General features: G+C 56.9%; 18 protein-coding genes and 2 pseudogenes. 6 read left to right on the plus strand and 14 right to left on the minus strand.

The window, feature by feature from the left end; translation table 11 throughout:
• Positions 1–2 precede the first annotated feature (2 nt).
• The 4 genes from RHM59_RS09785 to RHM59_RS09800 all read left to right on the plus strand — a co-directional run bounded on the left by RHM59_RS09785 (position 3) and on the right by RHM59_RS09800 (position 6,197).
• Positions 3–1,247, plus strand: a complete 1,245-nt coding sequence (locus RHM59_RS09785) for an exonuclease SbcCD subunit D C-terminal domain-containing protein (RefSeq protein WP_322286485.1) — start codon at positions 3–5, stop codon at positions 1,245–1,247.
• On the plus strand, positions 1,244–4,891 hold the full coding sequence (locus tag RHM59_RS09790) for an SbcC/MukB-like Walker B domain-containing protein (RefSeq protein ID WP_322286486.1): 3,648 nt from the start codon (positions 1,244–1,246) through the stop codon (positions 4,889–4,891). Before RHM59_RS09785 ends, RHM59_RS09790 begins: the two co-directional genes overlap by 4 nt.
• Before the next feature lie 127 nt (positions 4,892–5,018).
• Positions 5,019–5,531, plus strand: a complete 513-nt coding sequence (locus RHM59_RS09795; protein ID WP_322165422.1) for a peptidylprolyl isomerase — start codon at positions 5,019–5,021, stop codon at positions 5,529–5,531.
• A complete protein-coding gene (locus RHM59_RS09800; protein WP_322165423.1) occupies positions 5,532–6,197 on the plus strand; it encodes a glutathione S-transferase in 666 nt (221 codons plus the stop codon).
• On the opposite strand, the gene RHM59_RS09805 is transcribed toward RHM59_RS09800, so the two are convergent.
• From RHM59_RS09805 to RHM59_RS09840, 9 genes and pseudogenes are all read right to left on the minus strand, one after another.
• Positions 6,181–6,408 (minus strand): hypothetical protein, encoded by a 228-nt coding sequence (locus tag RHM59_RS09805; RefSeq protein WP_322165425.1) that lies wholly within the window; start codon positions 6,406–6,408, stop codon positions 6,181–6,183. The two genes, RHM59_RS09800 and RHM59_RS09805, sit on opposite strands and share 17 nt — an antisense overlap.
• Positions 6,405–6,596, minus strand: coding sequence for a hypothetical protein (locus tag RHM59_RS09810; protein ID WP_322165426.1), 192 nt, complete (start codon positions 6,594–6,596; stop codon positions 6,405–6,407). Before RHM59_RS09810 ends, RHM59_RS09805 begins: the two co-directional genes overlap by 4 nt.
• A 385-nt stretch (positions 6,597–6,981) precedes the next feature.
• Complete coding sequence (locus tag RHM59_RS09815; protein WP_322165427.1) at positions 6,982–7,161, minus strand: hypothetical protein; 180 nt, start codon at positions 7,159–7,161, stop codon at positions 6,982–6,984.
• 170 nt (positions 7,162–7,331) lie between these two features.
• Positions 7,332–8,498 (minus strand): lactonase family protein, encoded by a 1,167-nt coding sequence (locus tag RHM59_RS09820; protein WP_322286487.1) that lies wholly within the window; start codon positions 8,496–8,498, stop codon positions 7,332–7,334.
• Between the two features lie 166 nt (positions 8,499–8,664).
• A complete protein-coding gene (locus RHM59_RS09825; RefSeq protein WP_322165429.1) occupies positions 8,665–8,958 on the minus strand; it encodes a DUF5629 family protein in 294 nt (97 codons plus the stop codon).
• Between the two features lie 147 nt (positions 8,959–9,105).
• Positions 9,106–10,431, minus strand: a complete 1,326-nt coding sequence (locus tag RHM59_RS09830; protein WP_322286488.1) for an MFS transporter — start codon at positions 10,429–10,431, stop codon at positions 9,106–9,108.
• A 95-nt stretch (positions 10,432–10,526) separates the two neighbouring features.
• A pseudogene (locus RHM59_RS25510) lies at positions 10,527–10,676 on the minus strand (FAH family protein); the annotation flags it as partial.
• Positions 10,667–10,873 (minus strand): annotated as a pseudogene (locus RHM59_RS09835) (FAH family protein); the annotation flags it as partial. The pseudogenes RHM59_RS09835 and RHM59_RS25510, both read right to left, overlap by 10 nt.
• A gap of 25 nt (positions 10,874–10,898) precedes the next feature.
• Positions 10,899–12,236 carry an MFS transporter gene (locus RHM59_RS09840; protein WP_322183592.1) on the minus strand — a complete coding sequence of 446 codons (1,338 nt, stop codon included), beginning with the start codon at positions 12,234–12,236 and terminating at the stop codon, positions 10,899–10,901.
• Positions 12,237–12,459: 223 nt separating this feature from the next.
• Here RHM59_RS09840 and RHM59_RS09845 point away from each other — a divergent pair, with 223 nt between their 5' ends.
• The gene (locus tag RHM59_RS09845) at positions 12,460–14,196 is read left to right on the plus strand and encodes an IlvD/Edd family dehydratase (RefSeq protein WP_416195090.1); all 1,737 of its coding nucleotides are present in this window, start codon (positions 12,460–12,462) and stop codon (positions 14,194–14,196) included.
• A 162-nt stretch (positions 14,197–14,358) separates the two neighbouring features.
• The gene (locus RHM59_RS09850; protein WP_322165434.1) at positions 14,359–15,081 is read left to right on the plus strand and encodes a FadR/GntR family transcriptional regulator; all 723 of its coding nucleotides are present in this window, start codon (positions 14,359–14,361) and stop codon (positions 15,079–15,081) included.
• 98 nt (positions 15,082–15,179) lie between these two features.
• On the opposite strand, the gene RHM59_RS09855 is transcribed toward RHM59_RS09850, so the two are convergent.
• The 5 genes from RHM59_RS09855 to RHM59_RS09875 form a co-directional block, all read right to left on the minus strand.
• The gene (locus tag RHM59_RS09855; protein WP_416194815.1) at positions 15,180–17,576 is read right to left on the minus strand and encodes an efflux RND transporter permease subunit; all 2,397 of its coding nucleotides are present in this window, start codon (positions 17,574–17,576) and stop codon (positions 15,180–15,182) included.
• 17 nt (positions 17,577–17,593) lie between these two features.
• Entirely contained in the window at positions 17,594–18,679 is a 1,086-nt protein-coding gene (locus RHM59_RS09860; RefSeq protein ID WP_322286489.1) for a WD40/YVTN/BNR-like repeat-containing protein, read from the minus strand.
• A gap of 481 nt (positions 18,680–19,160) precedes the next feature.
• Positions 19,161–21,818: an aminopeptidase N gene (pepN, locus tag RHM59_RS09865; RefSeq protein ID WP_322286490.1), complete on the minus strand. Its 2,658-nt coding sequence runs from the start codon at positions 21,816–21,818 to the stop codon at positions 19,161–19,163.
• 56 nt (positions 21,819–21,874) lie between these two features.
• A complete protein-coding gene (locus RHM59_RS09870; protein WP_322165438.1) occupies positions 21,875–22,705 on the minus strand; it encodes a DUF2797 domain-containing protein in 831 nt (276 codons plus the stop codon).
• Positions 22,702–22,962, minus strand: a complete 261-nt coding sequence (locus tag RHM59_RS09875) for a YeaC family protein (protein WP_322165439.1) — start codon at positions 22,960–22,962, stop codon at positions 22,702–22,704. Before RHM59_RS09875 ends, RHM59_RS09870 begins: the two co-directional genes overlap by 4 nt.
• Positions 22,963–22,976: the final 14 nt, after the last annotated feature.

The following is a 22,976-nucleotide window of genomic DNA, read 5'->3' on the forward strand; positions in this document are numbered from 1 at the left end:
CAATGCGTCTGTTTCATACCTCCGATTGGCACCTCGGGCAGAACCTCCACGGTCAAGAGCGTGACTTCGAGCACGCCTGCTTTCTAAGTTGGCTGCTGGCCCGTATCGCCGAGCGCGAACCTGATGTGCTGTTGATCGCGGGAGACATCTTCGACACCGTTAACCCGCCGGTCAAAGCCCAGGAACGCCTGTACGAATTCATCGTCAGCGCCCATGAGCAACAACCGCTGCTGACCATCGTGATGATCGCCGGTAACCACGACTCCGGCTCACGCATCGAATTGCCCGGGCCATTAATGCGCCGTTTACGCACCCACGCGCTAGGCCGGGTGTTGTGGCTTGATGACGGACAACTGGACGCCGAACGCCTGCTGCTGCCGTTGCCTGACAAAACCGGGGCCATCGCTGCCTGGTGCCTGGCCCTGCCCTTCTTACGGCCAGCCGAAGTCACCGGCGCCACGCTGGGGGATGATTATCTGCGGGGGATCGGTCGTGTTCATGAACTGCTGATCGACGCCGCTAACCTCAAGCGCACGCCAGAACAAGCGCTGATCGCCATCAGCCACGCGCACATGGCCGGCGGTTCAGTGTCAGAAGACTCTGAACGCAGCCTGATCATCGGCAACGCCGAAGCGCTGCCCGCCAGCCTGTTCGGCCCGAGCATCACCTACGTTGCCCTCGGCCATCTGCACAAGCCACAGAAGGTCAACGGCGAGGAACGCATCCGCTACAGCGGCTCGCCGATCCCGCTGTCGTTTTCAGAAATCGGCTACCAGCATCAGATTCTCGACATCACCTGCAACGGTGACCAACTGACGGGTGTTGAACCCATATTGATCCCCCGCGCAGTCAATCTCCAGCGGGTCGGCCCGGCACCCCTGGCGGAGTTGCTGCTGCAACTGACGTCCTTGCCCAACATCGATTTGCTGGCAGATATCGAGCGCCAGCCTTGGCTGGAAGTGCGAGTCCGTCTGGACGAGCCGCAACCCGATTTGCGCCATCAGATCGAAACCGCGCTGCAAGGCAAAGCCGTGCGCTTGGTGCGAATAGGCGCCGAATACGCAGGCAAAGGCGGTGCTGACGGCGACGACAGCGGCGCAGGGCTGATCAATCTCGATCAACTGAGCCCACAAGAACTGTTCAGTCGCGCATGGTTGGACAACTACGGCACCGAAGTCGATGAGCAAACGCTGCAAGACTTCGCCACGCTGTTGCAAGACGTGCAACTGGAGAGCGAACAACCATGAAAATTCTCGCCATCCGCTTGAAAAACCTCGCCTCGCTGGCCGGCCCGTTTGAGCTGGACTTCACCGCTGAGCCCTTGGCCAGCGCCGGTTTGTTCGCCATCACCGGGCCCACGGGGGCCGGCAAAAGTACCCTGCTCGATGCACTGTGTTTGGCCTTGTTCGGTGCTATTCCTCGGCTCAATAATATCGGCCAATCCAAAGTCCCGGAAATCGACGGCGACATCAGCACCAACGACCCGCGCACCTTGCTGCGCCGTGGCACCGGCAGCGGTTATGCCGAAGTGGATTTTGTCGGCATCGACAACCGCCGTTACCGCGCCCGCTGGGAAACCAACCGCGCCCGGGACAACGCCAGCAAAAAACTACAAGCCAGTCGCCAGACCTTGATCGATCTGGACAGCGAACAAGTGCTCAGCAGCCAGAACAAAACCGAATACAAAACGATGCTCGAAGCGCGCCTGGGCCTGAACTTCGAACAGTTCACCCGCGCCGTAATGCTGGCCCAAAGTGAGTTCAGCGCGTTCCTCAAAGCCGATGACAAAGAACGCAGCGAACTGCTGGAAAAGCTCACGGACACCGCGATTTACAGCCAATTGGGCCGCCGCGCCTTCAGCAAAAGTAATGAAGCAAAAAAGGTTCATGACGACCTCAAGGCACTGGCCAACGGCGTCACCCCGCTGGAACCCGAAGCCCGCGCCGACCTCGACAAACGCTTTGATGATGCTCAACAACAGCTAAAAGACCAGCAAGCACACCTCAAGCAACTTGAGCTGCAACAGCAATGGCTCAAGGTGCTGGGGCAATTGCAAAACGAGCACCAAACCGCCGCCGAGCAATTGCAGCAAGACCAACTGCGCTGGGACAGCCAAAGTACCGAACGCTTGAACTTGTCGCGCCTGGAAAATCTCGCGCCGCAGCGTCATCAGTTCGCCCGGCAGACCGAACTAAACACCCAGCTCAGTCCCTTGGCCGCGAAGATTCAACAACACCTGGTGCAACACAGCGCGCTGCACACGCAGCAGGGCCAGCTTGAAAAAAACCGCTTCGACGCTCAATCCGCAGCGGTCAATGCCCAGCAACTTTTGACCGATGCCAAGCCGCGGCTGCAACTAGCGTTCGATACGCAGGGAACCGTCGCACGGCTGATTCAGGACTTGCATCAGGCCACAGAATCCAAGCAACAAGCCGAGCAGCACACCGCTGAGGGTCAACGAGCCGTTAGCAATTTGCTGGAGCAACAACGGCAAGTGGCTGAACGCCTGGAGCGAATTGCCGCACAGCTTGAGCAGAGTGTCGGATTGGCGCCGCTCTGCGCCGCATGGAATGCTTATCACGACCGTTTGAAACAACTGATGCAAATCGGCGGTCGCCTCAGTAAAGGCCACATCGAACTGCCGCAGCTCGAACAGGGCGCCGCCCGCGCCAGCCAGCAACTCACCGAACAACGCAATGCCCTTGAACTGCTGTACCGCGAAGCGGGCGCGGAAGCCCACGCGGTTGGCGAGCAGATTCAAATCCTCGGCAGCCTGCTGCACGACAATCGCAAACAGCAACGCGCCTTCGAAGACCTCTCACGGCTCTGGGCCAGTCAGCAGCAGCTCGACCAGCGCGCGCTGGAGCTGACGCACAAGCAACAAGATGCCCAGCAACAGCGCGAACAGCTCAACCGCGAAGGCTTGCAGGCCAAAAGCGAATTGACCGTTGCCGAACACACCCTGTCCGTCACCCGCCAATTGCTGGAGCGCCAGCGCCTGGCCCGCAGCGCGAGTGTCGAAGAACTGCGCGGGCGGTTGCAAAACGACCAACCCTGCCCGGTGTGTGGCAGCCACGAACACCCTTATCACCAACCTGAAGCCCTGCTGCAAAGCCTGACTCAGCATGACGAAAGCGAAGAAGCCAACGCCCTGAAGGCCGTAGATACGCTGAAAGAAAAGTTGGTCGAGCTGCGCGCCACGGTCGCCGGTCTGATCGCTCAGCAAAAAGAATTCCTGCAACAGCAAGAGCAGTTGACGACCCAGCAGCAGGCCTTGGCGTCGAGCCTCCAAGCGCATCCCCTAAGTGCTCGACTGATAGAGCAGGACTCATCCAAACGCGACGTCTGGCTGACTCAGCACCTGAATCAATTGGCGCAAAATATTGCCCAAGACGAGTTGCGCCAAAACGCCCTGCTCACGCTGCAAAAAGACGCCGCCCACCTGCAACAGCAAGTGCAAATCGCCACTGAAGCAAGTCAGGCGGCAACTCACCAACTGGCAGATCAGCATCGTCTATTGGCCAGCGACCGGGAGCGCCTGGAAGAAGAACTGACTGCGTTCGCTCCGCTACTGGCGGCTGAAACCCTGGAGGGCCTGCGCACCCAGCCAACCGTCACGGTCATGCAGCTGGATCAGCAGGTGACCCAGCGATTGCAACAGCTGGAGCAACAGGGCGAAGAACAACGCGAACAACGCGACCGTCAGCACAACGTTGAGCTGGAGCAGTCGCAGCAAACCGCCCGCGTCCAAGAGCAGGAAAAGTTGCAACTGCAGTGCGCGGCTCTGTCTGATCAGCAGCACGCGAGTCAGCAACAATTAGGCGAATTGCTGGGCGAACACCCAAGTGCCGAGCATTGGCAGCAGCAGTTGGAACAGGCGGTCGAGCACACCCGTAACGTCGAAAGCGCGGCGGGACAGGCGTTACAGGATGCTCGAAACCTGATGACCCAACTCAGCGCTGAACTCAAAGCCGAACAAGAACGCCTGAGCAGCATCGAGCTGGAACACCGCGATCTGAGCCTTAAAATCGCTGACTGGCGCAGCCGTCATCCTGAGCTGGACGACAGCGGTTTAGCGCAACTGCTCAGTGTTGACGATGATCAGGTCAACGCATTGCGGCAACAGCTGCAACGCAGTGAAAAAGCCGTTGAGCAAGCCAAGGTTTTGCTGCACGAGCGCGAACAACGCCTGCACCTGCATCAAGCACAACACGACGGCACATTGGACGCCGAGCAGTTGGACAACGCATTGACTGAACTCCACGGCCACGCCGCCGCCAGTGAGCAGCAATGTGCCGAGTTGCGCGCCCAACAGGCCGACGACCAGCGCCGGCAAGACGCCAATCAGGCGCTGTCGCAGCAGATTGCCGAGGCTAATGCGCAGTATCTACGCTGGGCACGCCTGGCGACGTTGATCGGGTCGGCTGAAGGTGACAAATTCCGCAAGATCGCTCAGGCGTATAATCTCGACCTGCTGGTGCATCACGCCAACGCACAGTTACGCCAGTTGGTACGACGTTATCGGCTCAAACGCGGCGGCAGCATGCTCGGCTTGTTGGTGATGGACACCGAAATGGGCGACGAACTGCGTTCCGTGCATTCATTGTCAGGCGGCGAGACGTTCTTGGTGTCCCTGGCCTTGGCCCTGGGATTGGCGTCGATGGCCTCTAGCACCTTGAAAATTGAGTCCTTGTTCATCGACGAAGGCTTCGGCAGTCTTGACCCTGAGTCGCTGCAACTGGCCATGGACGCCCTCGATGGCTTGCAAGCCCAAGGGCGCAAGGTCGGAGTGATTTCCCACGTACAGGAAATGCACGAGCGGATTCCGGTGCAGATTCAGGTCCGGCGCCAAGGCAACGGCCTGAGTACGATCGAGGTCAGCTCGTCATAAAACCAGATCATTTGCGAACGTAAACTGCATTTTTGTGTCGTACAAAACCGGTAATCGGACTTTCTGTGCGACCCTACACACCCACGGCGCGCTCTGTCGCGCCCTGTTCAATGAGAAAGGTAGAACCATGTCCAATTCAAAAGTGTTTTTCGACATTACCGCTAACGACGAGCCTATGGGCCGCATCGTTATGGAACTGCGCGAAGACGTGGCGCCAAAAACCGCTGAAAACTTCCGTGCACTGTGCACCGGCGAGAAAGGCGAAGGCCTGACGTTCAAGGGTTCGTCGTTCCACCGCGTGATCACTGATTTCATGCTGCAAGGCGGTGACTTCACCAACCATAACGGCACTGGCGGCAAGTCGATCTACGGCGAAAAGTTCAAGGATGAAAACTTCACCTTGAAGCACACTGAGCCAGGTCTGCTGTCCATGGCCAACGCTGGCCCGAACACCAACGGCAGCCAGTTCTTCATCACCACCGTGGTCACCAGTTGGTTGGATGGCAAACACGTGGTGTTCGGTAAAGTCGTCGAAGGCATGGACGTCGTTAAAGCCATCGAAGCCATGGGCTCGCAGTCCGGCCGTACCAGCAAAAAAGTCACCATTGCTGACTGCGGTCAACTGACCGAAGAAGCGTAAATGACTGCGTCGGTGGTTGCGCCGGTGCTTGCATCGAACACCGCAACCCCGACCCTCTACTCTTTCCGCCGCTGCCCCTACGCCATGCGCGCTCGCATGGCGCTGTTCTACTCAGGGCGTGCGGTGGAAATAGTCGAAGTCAGCTTGAAAGACAAACCCGCGCACCTGCTTGCCTGTTCACCCAAGGGCACGGTGCCGGTGTTGGTCTGCGAGAGCGGTGTGATCGATGAAAGCCTGGACATCATGCGTTGGGCGTTGGCCGGCAACGACCCTGATGATTGGCTTTTAACGCACGATGATAACGCTCAGCAAGATATGGCTGAACTGATTGAGGAAAACGACCAACTATTCAAGAAGCATCTGGATCGCTATAAATATGCGATTCGCCATCCCGAATTTGCTCAGGAACACTACCGTGATCTAGGCGCGGTGTTTTTACGGTCGCTTGAAAACCGATTAAAACAGTACAGTTTTTTAGTCGCCGACCACGTCACCTTAGCCGATATCGCGCTGGCGCCGTTTGTGCGGCAGTTTTGCTTTGTTGACCCGGAATGGTTTTGGCAGAGTTCGTATCCGCGATTACGCAATTGGTTGGAGCGCTTTCTGAGTTCGGAGTTGTTTATAACGGTCATGGTAAAACCGGCGCCTATCAACACGCCATCGTAAACGGCCCTAACTCAAACAACCGGTACTTACTTGGTGGATTCCCAGCCATCAACTTATGTGCACCGGCCATTTCAATTGCATGAGCAATTTCATGTTTGGCTTCAATGCTTCTGGCAAGGCCACCCGACGACGCCTGACCTAAGCCGATCAACGAAAAGCCGTTAGTGATGACCGCGAAAAAAGCAATGATCCATAATTGCGTGCCCCTCATGACGCACGCTCCTGCACAGGAACTGCAGAGCGTTGGGCATCAACGGCAGTGCTGCTGATGGCGGCGTTGATGGAATGAATCGATGTCGTGTTCATGCTGGTAACGGTGACCACTGCGATGAAAACAACGTAAAGCGCAATGGCGACATAAGCGCCTTGCTTGATTGAGTGAAGGATTGCAGTGGTCATCTGGTGTAACTCCGAGGGCATATTTCAGGCCGACAGAATCAACCAGATAGGTACCATCGAGAAGTGACATAAATCTATAGTGAACATCAGTTACGTTAATCATTGAGACCGCTAATTAATGCCATAGAAAACACCAACTAACACGATAGGCGCGCTAAAGCTTTCCCGAATGAATTTGGTCCCACAGAGAGTCCGGCGATGCCCACATTTCTATAGGAGCTACCGTAAGCAGCGTAAGTTCGAAGGACCGTCGCCAACAAGTTGGCTACTACAGACAGCGGACCGGCGAAGTGTGCGAGAGGCAAAAAATAACGCAGACGAATCCATTCCCCGTTATCGGTATGATCGTTAACGGGGAATGGATTCATTTCGTGGAAGACTTCATTTATTGAATCTTATGATCCAATGCAGCGTAGAAGTTGGCGCTTTGTTGCAGGTACTTGGTGGTGTAAGTCTGGGTGATGCTGGATTTTTTCTGGTTGACCTCAACACTGGCGCTGGCAGGCAGGGCGACGGTGGCAGAGATAGCGGATGCTGCAATGACGGAAAACAGATTGAAATTCATTTTGGGAAGCCTCGATGTTCGGTTTGGATAGCTGCCGTTTCAGGCCGTTGAACCAAACTTACGCCCGAGGGTTCGATGTCAGAAATGCTTTGTGGTACTAGACCATATCAGCCCAATTAATACAGCCTGCAGCCCACGTTATACAGGGGCTGCAGCTTTACGGGCAGGCGTTATCGAGTGAGGAACCTGAAGTCCGATGGTGAGTCGAAATCCATTTTCTGCACGGTGTCACCCAGCATCCCGGTCTTCGGATCAAGGTGAACGGTGACGATCTGGTTGCTTTTCTGGTTGGCAATCAGCATGAAATGCCCGGTTGGATCAATGCTGAACTCACGTGGCTCTGTACCTTCAACCGAACGGCGCTGAATCTCTTTGAGCTTGCCGCTGGCCGAATCAATGGCGAACACCACCAATTGATTCACGTCGCCACGGTTCGCGACGTAGAGGAACTTACCGTCGGCTGAGCTGTGCAGCCCGCCGCCACCGACCTTCTGCTTGATACTCTTGTCGGACAAATCAACCAACTGGGTGCGCTTGAACACCCCATCGTGGTAATCGAACAGCGCCACTTGCGCAGCCATTTCCAGAGTCAGGTACGCGTGCTTGCCATTATTGCTGAACAGCAAATGCCGAGGACCGCTGCCAGGTGGCAAGTCCACTGAGGGCGTTTTGGCCGGTTGCAACGGTTGCGGGCCTTTGCCCGTGTAGTGGAAGACGAACAGCTTGTCCGCGCCCAAATCACTGGCGATCAAGTAGTTGCCATCCGGCGATAGCACGGCCGAATGCACGTGTGAAGACGCCTGACGCTCCGGATCAACTTTGCTGGCCGGATGAGTCTCGGTCTGCGATACCGGCGAGAGCTTGCCGGACTTGTCCACCGGCACCACCGCCAGCGCGCCACCCGGATCAGGGTGCACGGCGTAGTTGGCGACAAACAGGAAACGCCCGTCTGCGCTCAAGCTGGAGTGAGTCGGCTCATCACCCTTGCTATCGACCTGGTTGATTGGCGTGACTTCATGGGTTTTGCCATTAATCGCAAAGCTGCTGACCTTGCCCACGGTGTCCGTCTGCCCTGGGCCGTTCTCATTGACCGCGAACAGCAAGCGCTGATCTTTGGAAAGGGTTAGCCAAGACGGGTTTTCACTTTTGATCACCTGCCGGGGCTGTGCGTCAATCTGTCCGGTCTTGCTGTCGAACCGGTAGCGATAGATACCTTCGCTCTTGCCTTGGGTGTAAGCACCCACCAGCAGGTCGTAATCAGTCATGTTTTGCGCCAGGACAGGGAAAGCAGTGAGGCCGCTGGCTATCACCAGCCAGGGCAGAATTTTTCGGTTCATGGGCATCTCTCTGGTTATTAGGCTTGTTGGGCGCCGCACGCGGTCAATATTGACCTGCGCTGTAGACAGCACCTTCAATCAACTAGTTTTATTGCGCCGAGGCGCATGGCCAGAAATGCCACCGAACCTTCACACTGCTTACCGCTGTCAGCGTTAGATGCGCAGATCAGTCTTGTTCGGCAGCGTCTTGGGAATCGTCTTCTTCACTTGGGGAAAACGCCTCAAGGCATACCAAGCGGTGATCGGCGTTGCCGTCAGTCAACACCCAGCTTTGCAATTGAGCATCGAAGGTTGCGGCGTCGACCTGCGCCACGGTGAACTTCCACACCTTGCGTTCACGGCCATCAACGGCTTCGATTTCTAAGTGGGTGTCGTTGAGTACATATTCGAAGGCGTGCAAGCCGTCGATTTCCAGCATGTGGGGTGTTTTCAAAAGGGTCAAAAGCGTTGGAGTGGTCATGGGAAGATCGCCTAGGTAAAGGCGCGAATTGTACTGTAGGAGCCAACTTGTTGGCGAGGCAGGCGGCGCGGTGCATCGGACGCGCCGTAATGCTGTTTTTATCACCACCAGGTCGGCTCCTACAGATTTGCGGTCGCCTAGAACCCGTCAATCATGAACCGTCTCACGCACGTAATAACGCGCCGGGATGCCCCAAATAATCAAGCCGGTCGCCACCAGTGTCACTGCGCCCAATACATACAACGCTGGGGTCGCGGTGCCGGTCAGGTCTTTGATTCGACCGACCATGAACGGCGCAATGATTCCGCCGAGTTGGCCCAATGAGTTAATCAGCGCGATGCCCGCAGCAGCGGCCAGACCGTTGAGAAAGCGCGGAGGAATGGTCCAGAAGATCGGCATCCAGGCGATGATGCCGGTCAGGATCATGCTCATGCCGATCATCAACGGCACCAGCTGCCCCGGATACAGCGCGCACACCAGATAACCCGCCGCCGTCAGTACCGAACAGCCGGCCATGTGCCAACGTCGCTCGCCGTGCCGGTCGGAGCTGGCACCCACCAACAGGTTGCCGATTACCGCGATCACATAAGGGATAACGGTCAACAGGCCAATGTCCAGGGTGTCCGCCACGCCAGCAGTTTTGATCAGTTGCGGCATCCAGAACAGCACCCCGGTCAGGGCCATTACCAGGCACAAGTAAATGCTGGACATGACGTAAGTGGTCGGGTGTTTCCAGATATCAGCAAAACGCTGCGTTCCAGCCGGCTTGGTTTCCTTGGCCATGCGCTCGCGCATCACCTGTTTTTCTTCTGCGTCGAGCCACGGCGCGTCTTCGATGCGGTCGCTCACCAGCCAAAATACCAACCCGCCAAGCAAAATCGAGGGGATGCCTTCCAGCAGAAACAGCCAACGCCAGCCTTCCATCCCCAGTGCGCCGTTGAAATGACCGAGGATCAAACCGGCAATCGGGCCGCCGACAATCCCACACAGGCAAATCGAGCTTTTGAAGTAGGAATTCACCCGTGCCCGACGATTGCTCGGGTACCACTGGGTAAAGAAATACAGCACGCCGGGGACGAAACCAGCCTCCATCACGCCAATCAGAAAGCGCAGGCTGTAGAACCAAAACTCGTTCTGCACAAACATCATGCACGCGGAGGTGATGCCCCAAGTAACCATGATTCGAGCGATCCAGACACGCGCGCCGATCTTGTGCAGGAGCATGTTGCTCGGCACTTCAAACAGGAAATAACCCACGAAAAACAGGCTCGCGCCCAAGCCATATACGGTGTCGCTAAAGCCCAGATCGGTTTGCATCTGCAACTTGGCGAAGCTGATGTTCACCCGATCCAGGTAGGCAAACAGGAAGCAGGCAATGAACAGCGGGACGATCCGCCAATTCACTTTGCGGTAGATAGCGTCTTCGAAAGACTCGGTATACGGTCGTTCGATAGCCAGGGTGTCAGCGGTCATGGCGCACCTCGTTATTGTTATTAGGTACTCTCGGCCACGCCTGTTCCCAGGTGGAAACAGGCGTGGCGGCGAAAGTTTGATGCGGTGTTGCAAGGTTAAAGCGCTTTGACCTGCCCCGGCTCAAACACCGCGTCAGCTGGCGCGATACCGTTGATCAACGGTGCACCGAAATCGGCTTGGCTGATTTCAAATTGATCGCCCGGCTGAGTGCGTACACCGTCGGCAAACGACAAGGTCGCAATTCCTGCAACAGCTGCGCGTAGTCATGATTGGCGCCGAGCCCTTGACCGTCGACTTGCTCCACCAGGCTTAGGCCGGCTTCGATAGCGGCGATGGCCAATTCACGGACGCTGCCAGCGCCCAATACTTCGTGTACACGCTCACCGTCAACCACACCGACGCGACGTTCGCCGTTGCTCAATTCGAACTGTACTAAACGCATGTTCATGCTCCTTTCTAGGCAGGGTTCAAGGACGACTGGCCGGCTGAGCCCTTTGATTACGGGCGCTGGCGGCAAATTCGCTGGGCGCCAACGCGTGCTTGCGCTCCAGCAGACGGTAAACGACGCCGGTCAGCACCAACCCGAACAGCATCACGGCACAAAGGAAGTACAGACCGGACGCGAGGCTGCCGGTGTATTCCTTCAGCGCACCAATCACGAACGGGCCGATGTAACCGCCGAGGTTGCCCACTGAGTTAATCAACGCGATCCCTGCGGCCGCACTGGCACCGGCAAAGAACCGACCCGGCAAGGTCCAGAACACGGCGGTGCAGGAAAATAGCGCAAACGCCACCAGGCACAGCGCGGCCAGTTGCAGCAGCGGCTGGGTCAACCACGCGCTTAAAAACAGGCCGATAGCGCCCAGCACATAGAGCACCGCCAAGTGCCCATAACGGTCGTTCAAACGATCGGAGCTGCGGGGAATAATCAGCAAACCAACGATGCCGAAGATATACGGCACGGCGGAGACAAAGCCGGTGGTGAGGTCGCTGCCACCAAACTGTTTGATCAACGTCGGCAGCCACAGGCCCAAGCCATAAATGCTCAGGGTGACGGGCAGGTAAAACAGCGCCAGCAGCAGCACACGTTTGTCTTTGAGGGCGTGCAACGGGTTGCCGTGGCGGGTTTGGCCGTATTCTTCCAGGTCCTGTTTAAGCTCACCGGTCAGCCAATCCTTCTCGGCCTGATCCATCCAATTCACTTGTTTTGGGCCGTCCGGCAACCAGCGCAGCACTGGCCATGTCAGCAGAATCGCCGGGGTGCCGATGGCGATAAACAACCATTGCCAGCCGTGCAGCCCAAGCACGCCGTCCATGCCCAACAGACCGCCGGAAACCGGTCCGGTGATCATCATAGCGATGGGTTGCGAGAGGATGAACAGCCCGAGAATCTTGCCGCGATGGCGAACCGGGAACCACTGAGTGATGTAGTACAGCACCCCAGGGAAGAAACCGGCTTCAGCGGCGCCGAGCAGCAAACGCATCGCATAGAAACTGTGAGGCCCCTGCACAAAGGCCATACCTATGGTGATCGCGCCCCAGGTGATCATGATCCGCGCAAACCAACGGCGGGCACCGAAACGTTCGAGCATCAGGTTGCTGGGGATTTCCAACAGGAAGTAGCCGATGAAAAACAGACCGGCGCCCAGGCCATAGGCTGCATCACCAATACCGAGGTCCGTGCCCATGTGCAGCTTGGCAAAACCCACGGCAGAGCGATCGACGTAAGCGACCAGGTACAACAGGATTAAAAAGGGGATCAACTTCAAGGTGATGCGACGTATAAGCCTGAGTTCCTGGCCCATGCAAGCGGTCTCCAATTATTTTTGTTATGGAACCTCTGGGGCTCGCCTCTGCGCGCTGACGCCCGAATCAATCGGCACTGTCTGCAGGGTCGTCCCTCAATGAAAATCGACTATATAGTATTACTATTTGAGCTACAACACTTCCAAACGCTACCGTTTAGGCTTACTTTAGCCTTCGAAAAAGCCATTAAGTCTTACAATAAGAGTGCTGATCATGTCTGACATGCCTGATAAAAAATATGTCCTGCGTTCTGCCCAGTGGTTCGGTGCTGCCGACAAAAACGGCTTTATGTACCGCAGCTGGATGAAGAACCAGGGCATCGCTGACCATCAATTCCATGGCAAACCTATTATTGGCATCTGCAACACGTGGTCAGAACTGACCCCGTGCAACGCGCACTTTCGTACCATCGCCGAACACGTCAAACGCGGCGTGATCGAAGCCGGTGGCTTTCCGGTTGAATTCCCAGTGTTCTCCAACGGCGAATCCAACCTGCGCCCCACGGCGATGTTTACCCGCAACTTGGCCAGCATGGACGTGGAAGAAGCGATTCGCGGCAACCCCATTGACGGCGTGGTGCTGCTCACTGGCTGCGATAAAACCACCCCGGCCCTGTTGATGGGCGCGGCCAGTTGTGACATTCCGGCCATCGTCGTCACCGGCGGACCGATGCTCAACGGCAAGCACAAAGGCAAAGACATCGGCTCCGGCACGGTGGTCTGGCAGATGCACGAAGCCTATAAAGGCGGCCAAATCACGCTGGACGACTTCCTCGCCGCTGAAGGCGACATGTCGCGCTCAGCCGGCACTTGCAACACCATGGGCACCGCCTCGACCATGGCTTGTATGGCCGAAGCATTGGGCACTTCGTTGCCGCACAACGCCGCCATCCCGGCCGTCGATTCCCGCCGCTATGTACTGGCGCACATGTCCGGCATGCGTGCGGTTGAGATGGTCAAAGAAGACCTGCGCCTGTCGAAAATCCTCACCAAAGAAGCCTTTGAAAACGCGATTCGGGTCAACGCCGCCATCGGCGGTTCGACCAACGCGGTGATTCACTTGAAGGCGATTGCAGGACGTATCGGTGTCGAACTGGACCTGGATGACTGGACGCGCATGGGCCGTGGCATGCCCACCATCGTCGACCTACAACCGTCGGGGCGTTTCCTGATGGAAGAGTTTTACTACGCAGGTGGTTTACCCGCCGTGCTGCGTCGGCTGGATGAAGCCAACCTGCTGCCCAATCCTGATGCCTTGACCGTCAACGGCAAAAGCATCCGCGACAACGTTAAAGCCGCGCCGATTTATGGCGAGGATGAAGTGATCCGCGCCCTCGACAACCCAATCCGGGCTGACGGCGGAATCTGCGTATTGCGCGGTAATCTCGCGCCACTGGGTGCGGTGCTCAAACCGTCGGCGGCGACGGCTGAGCTGATGCAACACCGTGGCCGCGCGGTGGTGTTCGAGAACTTCGACCACTACAAGGCGCGGATCAACGACCCGGAATTGGACATCGATGCCACCTGCGTCATGGTCATGAAAAACTGCGGGCCGAAGGGTTATCCAGGCATGGCTGAGGTCGGCAACATGGGCCTTCCGGCAAAATTGCTGGCCCAAGGCGTGACCGACATGGTGCGCATTTCCGATGCGCGCATGAGCGGCACCGCTTACGGCACCGTGGTCTTGCACGTCGCACCGGAAGCTGCAGCGGGCGGGCCGTTGGCGGTGGTGCAAGAAGGTGACTTCATCGAACTCGATTGCGCCAGCGGCCGTTTGCATTTGGACATTTCCGACGCCGAACTGGCTGCGCGACTGGCTGAATGGAAAGCACCTGAAAAACTGATCTCGGGTGGCTACCGTCAGTTGTATGTCGAGCACGTGATGCAAGCGGATCAGGGTTGCGACTTCGACTTCTTGGTCGGCTGCCGTGGATCCGAGGTGCCGCGTCATTCGCATTGATTTTTGGTGTTTGAAATATTGCCTTCGCGAATGAATTCGCTCCCACGGGTTTAGTCACTCTGTGGGAGCGAATTCATTCGCGAAGAGGCCATCAGCCCCACCACATAAGGGGCGCAATGTTATGATCCGCCGCATTCACGACTCAGGATCGACACGTCCCCCATGGATTACCGTAAGCCCTCAGCCCGCAAAAGCATGCACGCCCGTATCGTTCAGGAAATCGGCATGCAGATTGTCTCCGGTCGCTTCAAGCCCGACGACAAACTGCCCGCTGAAGCGACCTTGTGCGAAGAATATGCGGTCAGCCGGCCAGTGCTGCGTGAGGCCACGCGGGTATTGGTTGCCAAAGGCCTGGTGTATTCCCGGCCTCGGGTCGGCACGGTGGTCAAACCGCGCCGTGAATGGCATTTGCTCGACCCGGACGTGTTGCACTGGGTCATGCAAAGCACGCCACAAAATGAGTTCTTCGCCCTGCTGACCAGCGTTCGCAGCATCATTGAGCCTGCCGCCGCCGCCCTCGCCGCCCAGCATGCAACGGACGAAGAAATCGCCTCGATCAGCGAAGCGTACCAGCGCATGGACGCCGCGACGTCACCCGAAGAGTTGTTACAGCCTGACCTGGATTTCCACAGCCGAATCGCCGATGCCACTCACAACGATCTGCTCGCCCACTTGAGCAATATGTTGTCGCTGGCCCTGCGCGAAGCGTTGAAGCACTCCAATCAGCGGCCCAACCTGCATGAGCTGGCGATGCCGCGCCACAAAGCGATCCTCACCGCCATCGAAAACCGCGACACCCTGGCCGCAAAGCACGCCACGCTGGTGCAGCTGGATGATGCGAAATATGCGCTGAAGTTGGTGTTGGGGCAGGAAAACCAAGGTTGATCTGAGAAACCGATTAGCCCCATTCGCACGCAAGCCTGCTCCCACTGAGAGTGCACATCACCTGTGGGAGCAGGCTTGCCTGCGAAGCGTTGAATCACTCAGTGAGAAAACAACGAGTGCCCGACTTGGCCAGCCATTTTTTCCGGTTTGAGCAAGAACCGCGCGATGGCCGGTAGCAGCCACAGGGCGCCGAACATGTTCCACAGCAGCATGAAGGTCAGCATCAGACCCATGTCAGCCTGGAACTTGATCGCGGAGAATATCCAGGTGCAAACACCAATCGCCAAGCACAAACCGGTAAACAGCACCGCTTTACCGGTAGATTTCAGCGTCTCGTAATACGCCTCTTGCAGCGGTAGACCCGCACGGAGGAAGGTTTCCAAACGGCTGTAGATGTAAATGCCGTAATCCACGCCAATCCCTACCCCCAGCGCCACCACCGGCAGCGTTGCCACCTTGACCCCGATGCCCATGAACGCCATCAGCGCGTTACCCAGTACCGAGGTCAGTACCAATGGCAGGATAATGCACAAGGTCGCAGCCCATGAACGGAACGTGATCATGCACATGGTCGCGACGCAGACGTAGACCAAGATCAGAATCGTCAGCTCCGACTCTTTGATCACTTCGTTAGTCGCCGCTTCGATCCCGGCATTGCCTGCCGCCAGCTGGAATTGCAAGCCTTTGGTGTCGTTTTGCTTGGCGAAGTCCTTCACCGCATTCACTGCTCGGTCGAGGGTTTCGGCTTTGTGGTCGTTGAGAAACACCAGCAGCGGTGCCAGCGAACAGTCGTTGTTGTACAGGCCATCGGCGCGAGCAATGGAGTTGTTCAACACATCTTTGTTACGCGACAGGGACTCCCATTTCAAGTTGCCCTCGTTCATGCCCTTGATCATCTGCTTGGAGACCGTTACCAGCGAGATCGCCGACTGCACGCCGGGGGTGTTCTCCATCTTCCAGGTCAGCTCGTTGATCGCCGACATCGTGGGATAAGCCGAACAACCTTCCGGGGGCGTCTTGACCATCACCACCAGCACATCGGAGCTGGTGGAGTAATTGTTGATGATGAAGCGGTTGTCGTTGTTGTAACGCGAGTCCGGGCGCAGTTCCGGCGCACCCTGATCGAGGTCACCGATTTTCAGGTTCTGGCTATACCAAAGGCCGCCACCAAAGGCCAGCAGCGCCAAGACGATGGATACCCGAGCAACTTTCGGATTGGCAAAGTTCGACAGCAGACGCCAGAACTTATGCTCACGCACCGCATCCTCTTTACTGCGACTTATCGCCTTTCTACTGATCCCCACGTAGGAAATGGCGACCGGCAGCAGAATGAGGTTGGTAAACACGATGACCGCCACACCAATCGACGCGCCAATGGCCAGCTCACGGATCACCCCGATGTTGATGATCAACAAAGTGATGAAGCCCACGGCGTCAGCGAGGATCGCGATCATCCCCGGCAGAAACAGTTGGCGGAATGTTCGTCGCGCGGCCATCAACGAGTTTTCAGCGTCGCTGGATTGCAGCGCAATTCCGTTAATTTTCTGCACACCGTGGGAAATACCAATGGCGAAAATCAGGAACGGCACCAGCATTGAATACGGGTCCAAACCGAAGCCAACCACATGCATCAAGCCCAATTGCCAAACCACCGCAATCAAAGTGGTGCTCAATACCGCGACGGTGCTTCGCACGCAGCGAGTGAACCAGATCAGCGCCACCAAAGTGATCATGAACGCGACGCCGAAAAACATCACCACCATGATCAGGCCATCAATCAGGTCGCCGACTTTCTTGGCGAAGCCGACGATGTGTATTTTCACATTAGGGTTTTGCGCCTCGAATTTGTTGCGAATTTTCTCTTCAAGCTCATGGGAAAACTGCCGGTAATCGAGGGCAAGTAATTTGCCTTGATCTTTGGGGTCCGGGTAGGACTCCAGCAGCGGAATTTCGACCACGCTGGATTTGAAATCGTTGGAGACCAAGCGTCCGACCTGGCCGGATTTAAGGACGTTGTTGCGCAGCAATTCGAGGCTGTCTTCGGAACCGTTGTAGCTTTGCGGGATGACTTCACCCCCGGCAAACCCTTCCTCGGTAACCTCGGTCCAGCGTACGTTAGGGCTCCACAACGACTTCATCCCGGAGCGATCAACCCCGGAAATGTAGAACACTTCGTCGTTGATCTGGCGCAGGGTTTCCATGTACTCCTTGGTGAAGATATCGCCCTTCACCGCTTCCACAGAAATCCGCACGGTGTTGCCCATGTTGGACAAGTCATTGCGGTGCTCAAGCATCTTCTGAATAAACGGATGCTCCAGCGGAATCATTTTTTCAAAGCTGGTGGATGGCCGCACCAATGTCGCTTGGTAGAACAGGAAAATACTGACCACCAGGCAGATGAAGATCACCGCCGGGCGATGGTTGAAAATCAGGTCTTCAAGGCGCGTGGGTTTGGTTTGAGGCGTTAGTGGCTGGTGATGGGTCATGGAGAATATCCTCGCCTTAATAGGTCTTATTGTTGGACCAGCTCAGCGCCGGTGGGCGAGGTGATGTGGACACCGCCTTGTCCTACCAGGATCAGATCGCCTTTGTCATCGACGGTCACACCGGACAGGGAAATTCGATCAGAACGGTTGGTCACTACGAACGTTTGGCCATCGTCGCTGCTGCGCATGACGCTGCCGCCATTGCCGACCAACACCAACGAACCGTCGGGCAACAAGGACGCGCCCGACAGGCCGAATTCCAGCGGGCCTCGTGCGCCTTTCAAGCTAATGGGGGTCCAGGTGTCACCGAAGTCAGTGGAGCGCAGCAGGTTGCCGCGCAGACCGTAGGCTAACAGCGTTGAAGGTTTAGCCGTGGCGACGACGCCGAACAGCGAACCTTGATACGGGCTTTGCACATGCTTCCAGGTTTGCCCGTCGTCGGCCGAACGAAACATGCTGCCCTGCTCGCCCACGATAAACAGACCGGCGTCCTTTACGTAGGCGATGCCGTTGTAGTGGTACTGCTCTTCGTTGTCGATGCGGTCGCTGACATCTGCCCACTGTGCGCCACCGTCGGTGGTGGTCAGCAATGCGCCATACGCGCCAATGGCAAAACCCGTGTTGGCGTCTTTGAACCACAGGTCCAACAGCGGCGCCTCACGCTTGAGGTCTTCAAACTGCTTGGTCCAGGTCACGCCGCCGTCGGTGCTGGCAAGAATCTGTGCGTCATGCCCGACGGCCCAGCCGTGTTTGTCGTCGACAAAATACACTGCCGTCAATAACTGCCGACTTGGCACTGCTGCCTGTGTCCAGGTTTTGCCTTGGTCATCGGAATACAAAATGTGCCCACGGTCGCCCACCGCCACCAGACGCGCACCGGCGTGAGTGATGCCAAGCAACAGGCTGCGAGAAGACCGGGGTGACGGGATGGAGGTGTCATGGTTTTCAGCGGTGGCTTGAGCTGCGTACGCGGGTGTGCAAAACGCAAACACCGAGAGCACGCTGAGTACAGAAAGCGCTGCCGCCAGGGACGAGCCTTTAGGTGGCGTTAATGGGCGGCCAAAGGCCAAATTCCCATCAAGCTGGGTGCGCCGGTTTACGGGCTCACTCATGGACTATTCCCCTTCTTATTGTTATTAGGTCGACCTTCAAGGTGCTCAGGCTAGACAGCGGCAAGCGCTCTAGCAGAACCCTTTCGGAAGCAGGCCTATCCTATCCAGCTTTAGAAACGTATGACAATCGACATGACGTTATCTTTTGTTAAGCAGAAGGGTCGTGATTATGGGGTATTCGTTTGCTTGATGGGCGAGAAGCGCAGGTCAGTGATCAAGGAGCCAACTTGTTGGCGAAGGACCCTCCGACCGATCGCAGCCTTCGGCAGCTCCTACAAAATCTGTGCATTGCCCGAGAAAACTGTAGGACCGAATTTATTCGGGAAGGCTTGCGTCCTGACACACTGCAACCTCAAACAACCCAAAGTGCCACGCAGTGTGCCGAGCGACAGTAAGGCGCCGGAGACGGGGCGGTATCACCTTCCGAGGGGTCATTGTGTTCGCGAAGGCGGCGTTTTTGGCGCGCCGCCTTTATCAGCAGTTACGCCAAGCTTTTGCTCACCACTTCGTACACATCGCTCGACAGTTCACCTGAGGCGCGAATGCGCTCCAGTTCGCCTTTCATAAGCGCCTGACGTTTGCTGTCGTATTTGCGCCAGCGGGTCAACGGCGCCAGTTGGCGAGAGGCGATTTGTGGGTTGAAGGCGTTCAGTTCAATCACCAGGTCCGCCAGGAAGCGATAACCCGAGCCGTCTGCCGCGTGGAAGTTGATCAGGTTCTGACCGGCAAACGCGCCGACCACCGAGCGGACCTTGTTCGGGTTTTTCATGTTGAACGCCGGGTGTTGCATCAGCACCTTAACCCGCTCTAAACCACCCGGCATAGTGCTGCCGGCCTGGACGCTGAACCACTGGTCCATAACCAATGGGTTGTCTTTGAAGTTTTCGGCAAAGGTCGCCAGTGCCTTGGCTCTTTCTTCGGCGAACGGCGAGTTGACCAACACCGCCAAGGCCGTTAGGCGCTCGGTCATGTTATCGCTGGCCTCGAACTGCTCAAGACACGCCGCCAACACCTGCGGCTTGCCGCTGAGCATCAAGTACGACAGCGCGATATTTTGCAGACCGCGACGGGCGAAATGCTCGGCTTCGGCGACGTAAGCGGTGGTTTTCGACAGCGCGCGATTTGCTTGATAACGCTTCCACAAACCATCGAACAACAAAGTTGCCAATTGCTTGCGGGCGAACTCACGTGCGGCGTGGATTGCATCGACGTCAGCGATTTCGCTGATTTCAGTGAGGTAAGCCTCACCCGGCAATGACAACATCTCAGCGACCATGGCCTGATCCAACTCATCGTTCGCCAAGAGACTGCTCAGCGCGGTGACCAAGCGCTGATCAAGCACCAAGTCTTGACCCTTCTGATACTGGCCGATCATTTCTTGCAACACTTGCACCGACAACTGCTGACCCGCGTCCCAACGATTGAAACCATCGCTGTCGTGCTGCATCAGGAACATCAACTGGTCGCGGTTGTACGGGAAGCTCATTTTCACCGGGGCCGAAAAACCGCGCAGTAGCGATGGCAGAGGCTGTTCAGCGATGTCGACGAAGGTGAACGTCTGCTCCGCTTCGGTGACCGAGATCACCCGGGTGGTGCTGCCAGCGGCGGCTTCGTCTGACAAGCGCAATGGCAATTCATTACCGGCAGCGTCCAACAAGCCCAGCGCTACGGGAATCACGAACGGCAGCTTTTCCTGCTTGTCCGGGGTTTGCGGGCAGCTTTGGCGGAAGGTCAGGCTGTAGGTGCTTGCCGCGCTGTCGTAAGACTCGCTGACCACCAAGCGGGGCGTCCCCGCTTGGCTGTACCAACGCTTGAATTGAGTCAGGTCGACACCGTTGGCGTCTTCCATGGCGGCAATGAAGTCGTCACAGGTGACGGCTTGGCCGTCATGACGCTCGAAATACAGGTCACTGCCTTTGCGGAAGCCTTCGGCGCCGACCAACGTCTGGATCATGCGGACCACTTCCGAGCCCTTCTCATACACGGTCAAGGTGTAGAAGTTGGAGATCTCGATGAAGTTGTCCGGGCGCACAGCATGGGCCATAGGTCCCGCGTCCTCGGCGAACTGGTGAGTACGCAGGTAGGCGACATCCTCTATACGCTTGACCGTGCGCGAGTTCATGTCGGCAGAGAAACCAGAATCGCGGAATACGGTGAAGCCTTCTTTCAACGACAACTGAAACCAGTCGCGGCAAGTCACGCGGTTGCCCGACCAGTTGTGGAAGTATTCGTGGGCAACAATCGCTTCAACCCGCTGGTGCGCGGCATCGGTGGCGGTTTCGGCCCGGGCCAACACGGCGCTGGAGTTAAAGATATTGAGGCCCTTGTTCTCCATGGCGCCCATGTTGAAATCGTTGACCGCGACGATCATGAAGATGTCCAGATCGTATTCACGGCCGTAGGTTTCTTCGTCCCAGCGCATGGACTTTTTCAAGCTGTTCATGGCGTGTTGGCATTTGTCGATGTTCTCTGGCTCGACGTAAATGCGCAGAGTCACTTCACGATTGCTCAGGGTGATGAAGGTGTCTTCGACGCACCACAAATCACCGGCCACCAGCGCAAACAGGTACGCCGGTTTCATGAACGGGTCTTCCCAGGTCGCCCAGTGCCGGTCGCCGTCTTCCGGGCCGCTGGCAATCGGGTTGCCGTTGGACAACAGCACCGGAAAGCTGTGCTTTTCGGCGCTGAGGGTCGTGGTGAACTTGCTCATCACGTCCGGGCGGTCGAGGTAAAAGGTGATCTTGCGAAAGCCTTCGGCCTCGCATTGGGTGCAAAACATGCCGCTGGATTTATACAGCCCTTCCAGCGCCGTGTTGGTTTCCGGGTGGATGCGCACAGTGGTGTCGAGGGTGAACTGCTCGGCGTTCGGCTGCACCGTCAGGTTATCCGGCGTCAGCAGGTAATCGGTGGGGTTCAGCTCGGCGTCATTGAGCTTGAGTGTCACCAACTCAAGCAATTGCCCATCCAGCACCAACGGCGGCAGGCCCGCACCCCGCGCAGGGTTACGGCGCATGATCAACTGCGCATGGACCAGTGTGTGGTCGTTGAACAATTCAAAGGTCAGGTGCGTCTCGTCGATGAGGTACTCAGGCGCCTGATAGTCCTTCAGGTAAATCATTTTCGGTTGTTCGGTGCGCATGCTGGAATCCCCTTACTGGTGCACGTTCTGGGGAGACGTGCCTAGTGATTCAAAGTCTAGTGATGCACGGCCAGTTGGTAAGCCGTGTATTTGCGAATGTTGATTACGCCGGTATCGAAGATCAGGTATTGGCCTTTGATCCCCAGCAGGGTGCCTTCGACAATCGGGTTTTTATCCAGGTTAAAGCTGACAATCTTGGCCGGGTACGCCTCAACCGGGTAACGAATATCGGTGGGTTCGACGTCATGCAGGAGTTGGATAGCTTGTAGGCCGAATCGTTCTTGCAGCGCCAACAAGCCTTCATTGCACGACTGAAAAAGCTGCTGGCGAACCGCTTTCAAATCAACCGGCAGCGCATCGCCTTTAAGCAATGCACGCCAATTGGTGCGGTCGGCGACTTGACTACGGAAAAGGTCTTCGACAAAGCCGGACTGCTGGCGGGTCGCAACGCGGGCGATGGGCAAACCCTGAATCGCGCCTTGGTCCAGCCAACGGGTGGGTAACTGAGTTGCGCGGGTGATACCAACTTTGACCCCGGACGAGTTGGCCAAATACACCACGTGATCGGTCATGCAGAATTGTTCTCCCCACGCCGGATCGCGGCAGGTACCGTGTTCGTGGTGACATTTTTCCGGGGCCATGATGCACACGTCGCACTGGGCCAGTTTGAGCATGCAGGGGTAGCAATAGCCCTGACTGAAACTGGTTTTGGTCTTTCGCCCGCAATGGCTGCAATGGATAGCGCCCAAGTACTCCAGGCGCACCGTCTTGCCAATCATGGGGTTGACTGGAATGTCCGCATCCCCCAAACGAAAACCGTATTGCACAGTCGGCGCGTCAAGGCGCACCGACATCTTGTTGACTGCACCGCGACCAATCTCGATCAATGGACGGAATCCGATTTGAACAGAATGTTCGGCACTGTGATGGACTTGGATGCGCATTCCTGCGGGCCCATGTAGCCGGTGCGCTGGTCTTCCGGAAGGTTTTGCACTTCCCAAGCGATCAGCGCTTGCAACGACAACTCACGTTGTTCCTGGGACAATTTGCGGCCATCGGACCACTTGCCGATCTCTACCGCCAACTTCAGACTTTCGTAGATATCAGGGGTAATGTTTTCGATCATTTCGACGAAAGAGGACATGTCACTCTCCAAAG

Source organism: Pseudomonas sp. MH10 (assembly GCF_034353045.1).
In the GTDB taxonomy this organism is placed as follows: domain Bacteria; phylum Pseudomonadota; class Gammaproteobacteria; order Pseudomonadales; family Pseudomonadaceae; genus Aquipseudomonas.

Coding starts and splice junctions, on each gene's coding strand:
- RHM59_RS09790 (WP_322286486.1), top strand. CDS start 1,244: ATGAAAATTCTCGCCATCCGCTTGAAAAACCTCGCCTCGCTGGCCGGC.
- RHM59_RS09875 (WP_322165439.1), bottom strand. CDS start 22,962: ATGTCCTCTTTCGTCGAAATGATCGAAAACATTACCCCTGATATCTAC.
- RHM59_RS09800 (WP_322165423.1), top strand. CDS start 5,532: ATGACTGCGTCGGTGGTTGCGCCGGTGCTTGCATCGAACACCGCAACC.
- RHM59_RS09845 (WP_416195090.1), top strand. CDS start 12,460: ATGCCTGATAAAAAATATGTCCTGCGTTCTGCCCAGTGGTTCGGTGCT.
- RHM59_RS09860 (WP_322286489.1), bottom strand. CDS start 18,679: ATGAGTGAGCCCGTAAACCGGCGCACCCAGCTTGATGGGAATTTGGCC.
- RHM59_RS09820 (WP_322286487.1), bottom strand. CDS start 8,498: ATGAACCGAAAAATTCTGCCCTGGCTGGTGATAGCCAGCGGCCTCACT.
- RHM59_RS09825 (WP_322165429.1), bottom strand. CDS start 8,958: ATGACCACTCCAACGCTTTTGACCCTTTTGAAAACACCCCACATGCTG.
- RHM59_RS09850 (WP_322165434.1), top strand. CDS start 14,359: ATGGATTACCGTAAGCCCTCAGCCCGCAAAAGCATGCACGCCCGTATC.
- RHM59_RS09830 (WP_322286488.1), bottom strand. CDS start 10,431: ATGACCGCTGACACCCTGGCTATCGAACGACCGTATACCGAGTCTTTC.
- RHM59_RS09795 (WP_322165422.1), top strand. CDS start 5,019: ATGTCCAATTCAAAAGTGTTTTTCGACATTACCGCTAACGACGAGCCT.
- RHM59_RS09840 (WP_322183592.1), bottom strand. CDS start 12,236: ATGGGCCAGGAACTCAGGCTTATACGTCGCATCACCTTGAAGTTGATC.
- RHM59_RS09810 (WP_322165426.1), bottom strand. CDS start 6,596: ATGACCACTGCAATCCTTCACTCAATCAAGCAAGGCGCTTATGTCGCC.
- RHM59_RS09785 (WP_322286485.1), top strand. CDS start 3: ATGCGTCTGTTTCATACCTCCGATTGGCACCTCGGGCAGAACCTCCAC.
- RHM59_RS09805 (WP_322165425.1), bottom strand. CDS start 6,408: ATGAGGGGCACGCAATTATGGATCATTGCTTTTTTCGCGGTCATCACT.
- RHM59_RS09815 (WP_322165427.1), bottom strand. CDS start 7,161: ATGAATTTCAATCTGTTTTCCGTCATTGCAGCATCCGCTATCTCTGCC.
- pepN (WP_322286490.1), bottom strand. CDS start 21,818: ATGCGCACCGAACAACCGAAAATGATTTACCTGAAGGACTATCAGGCG.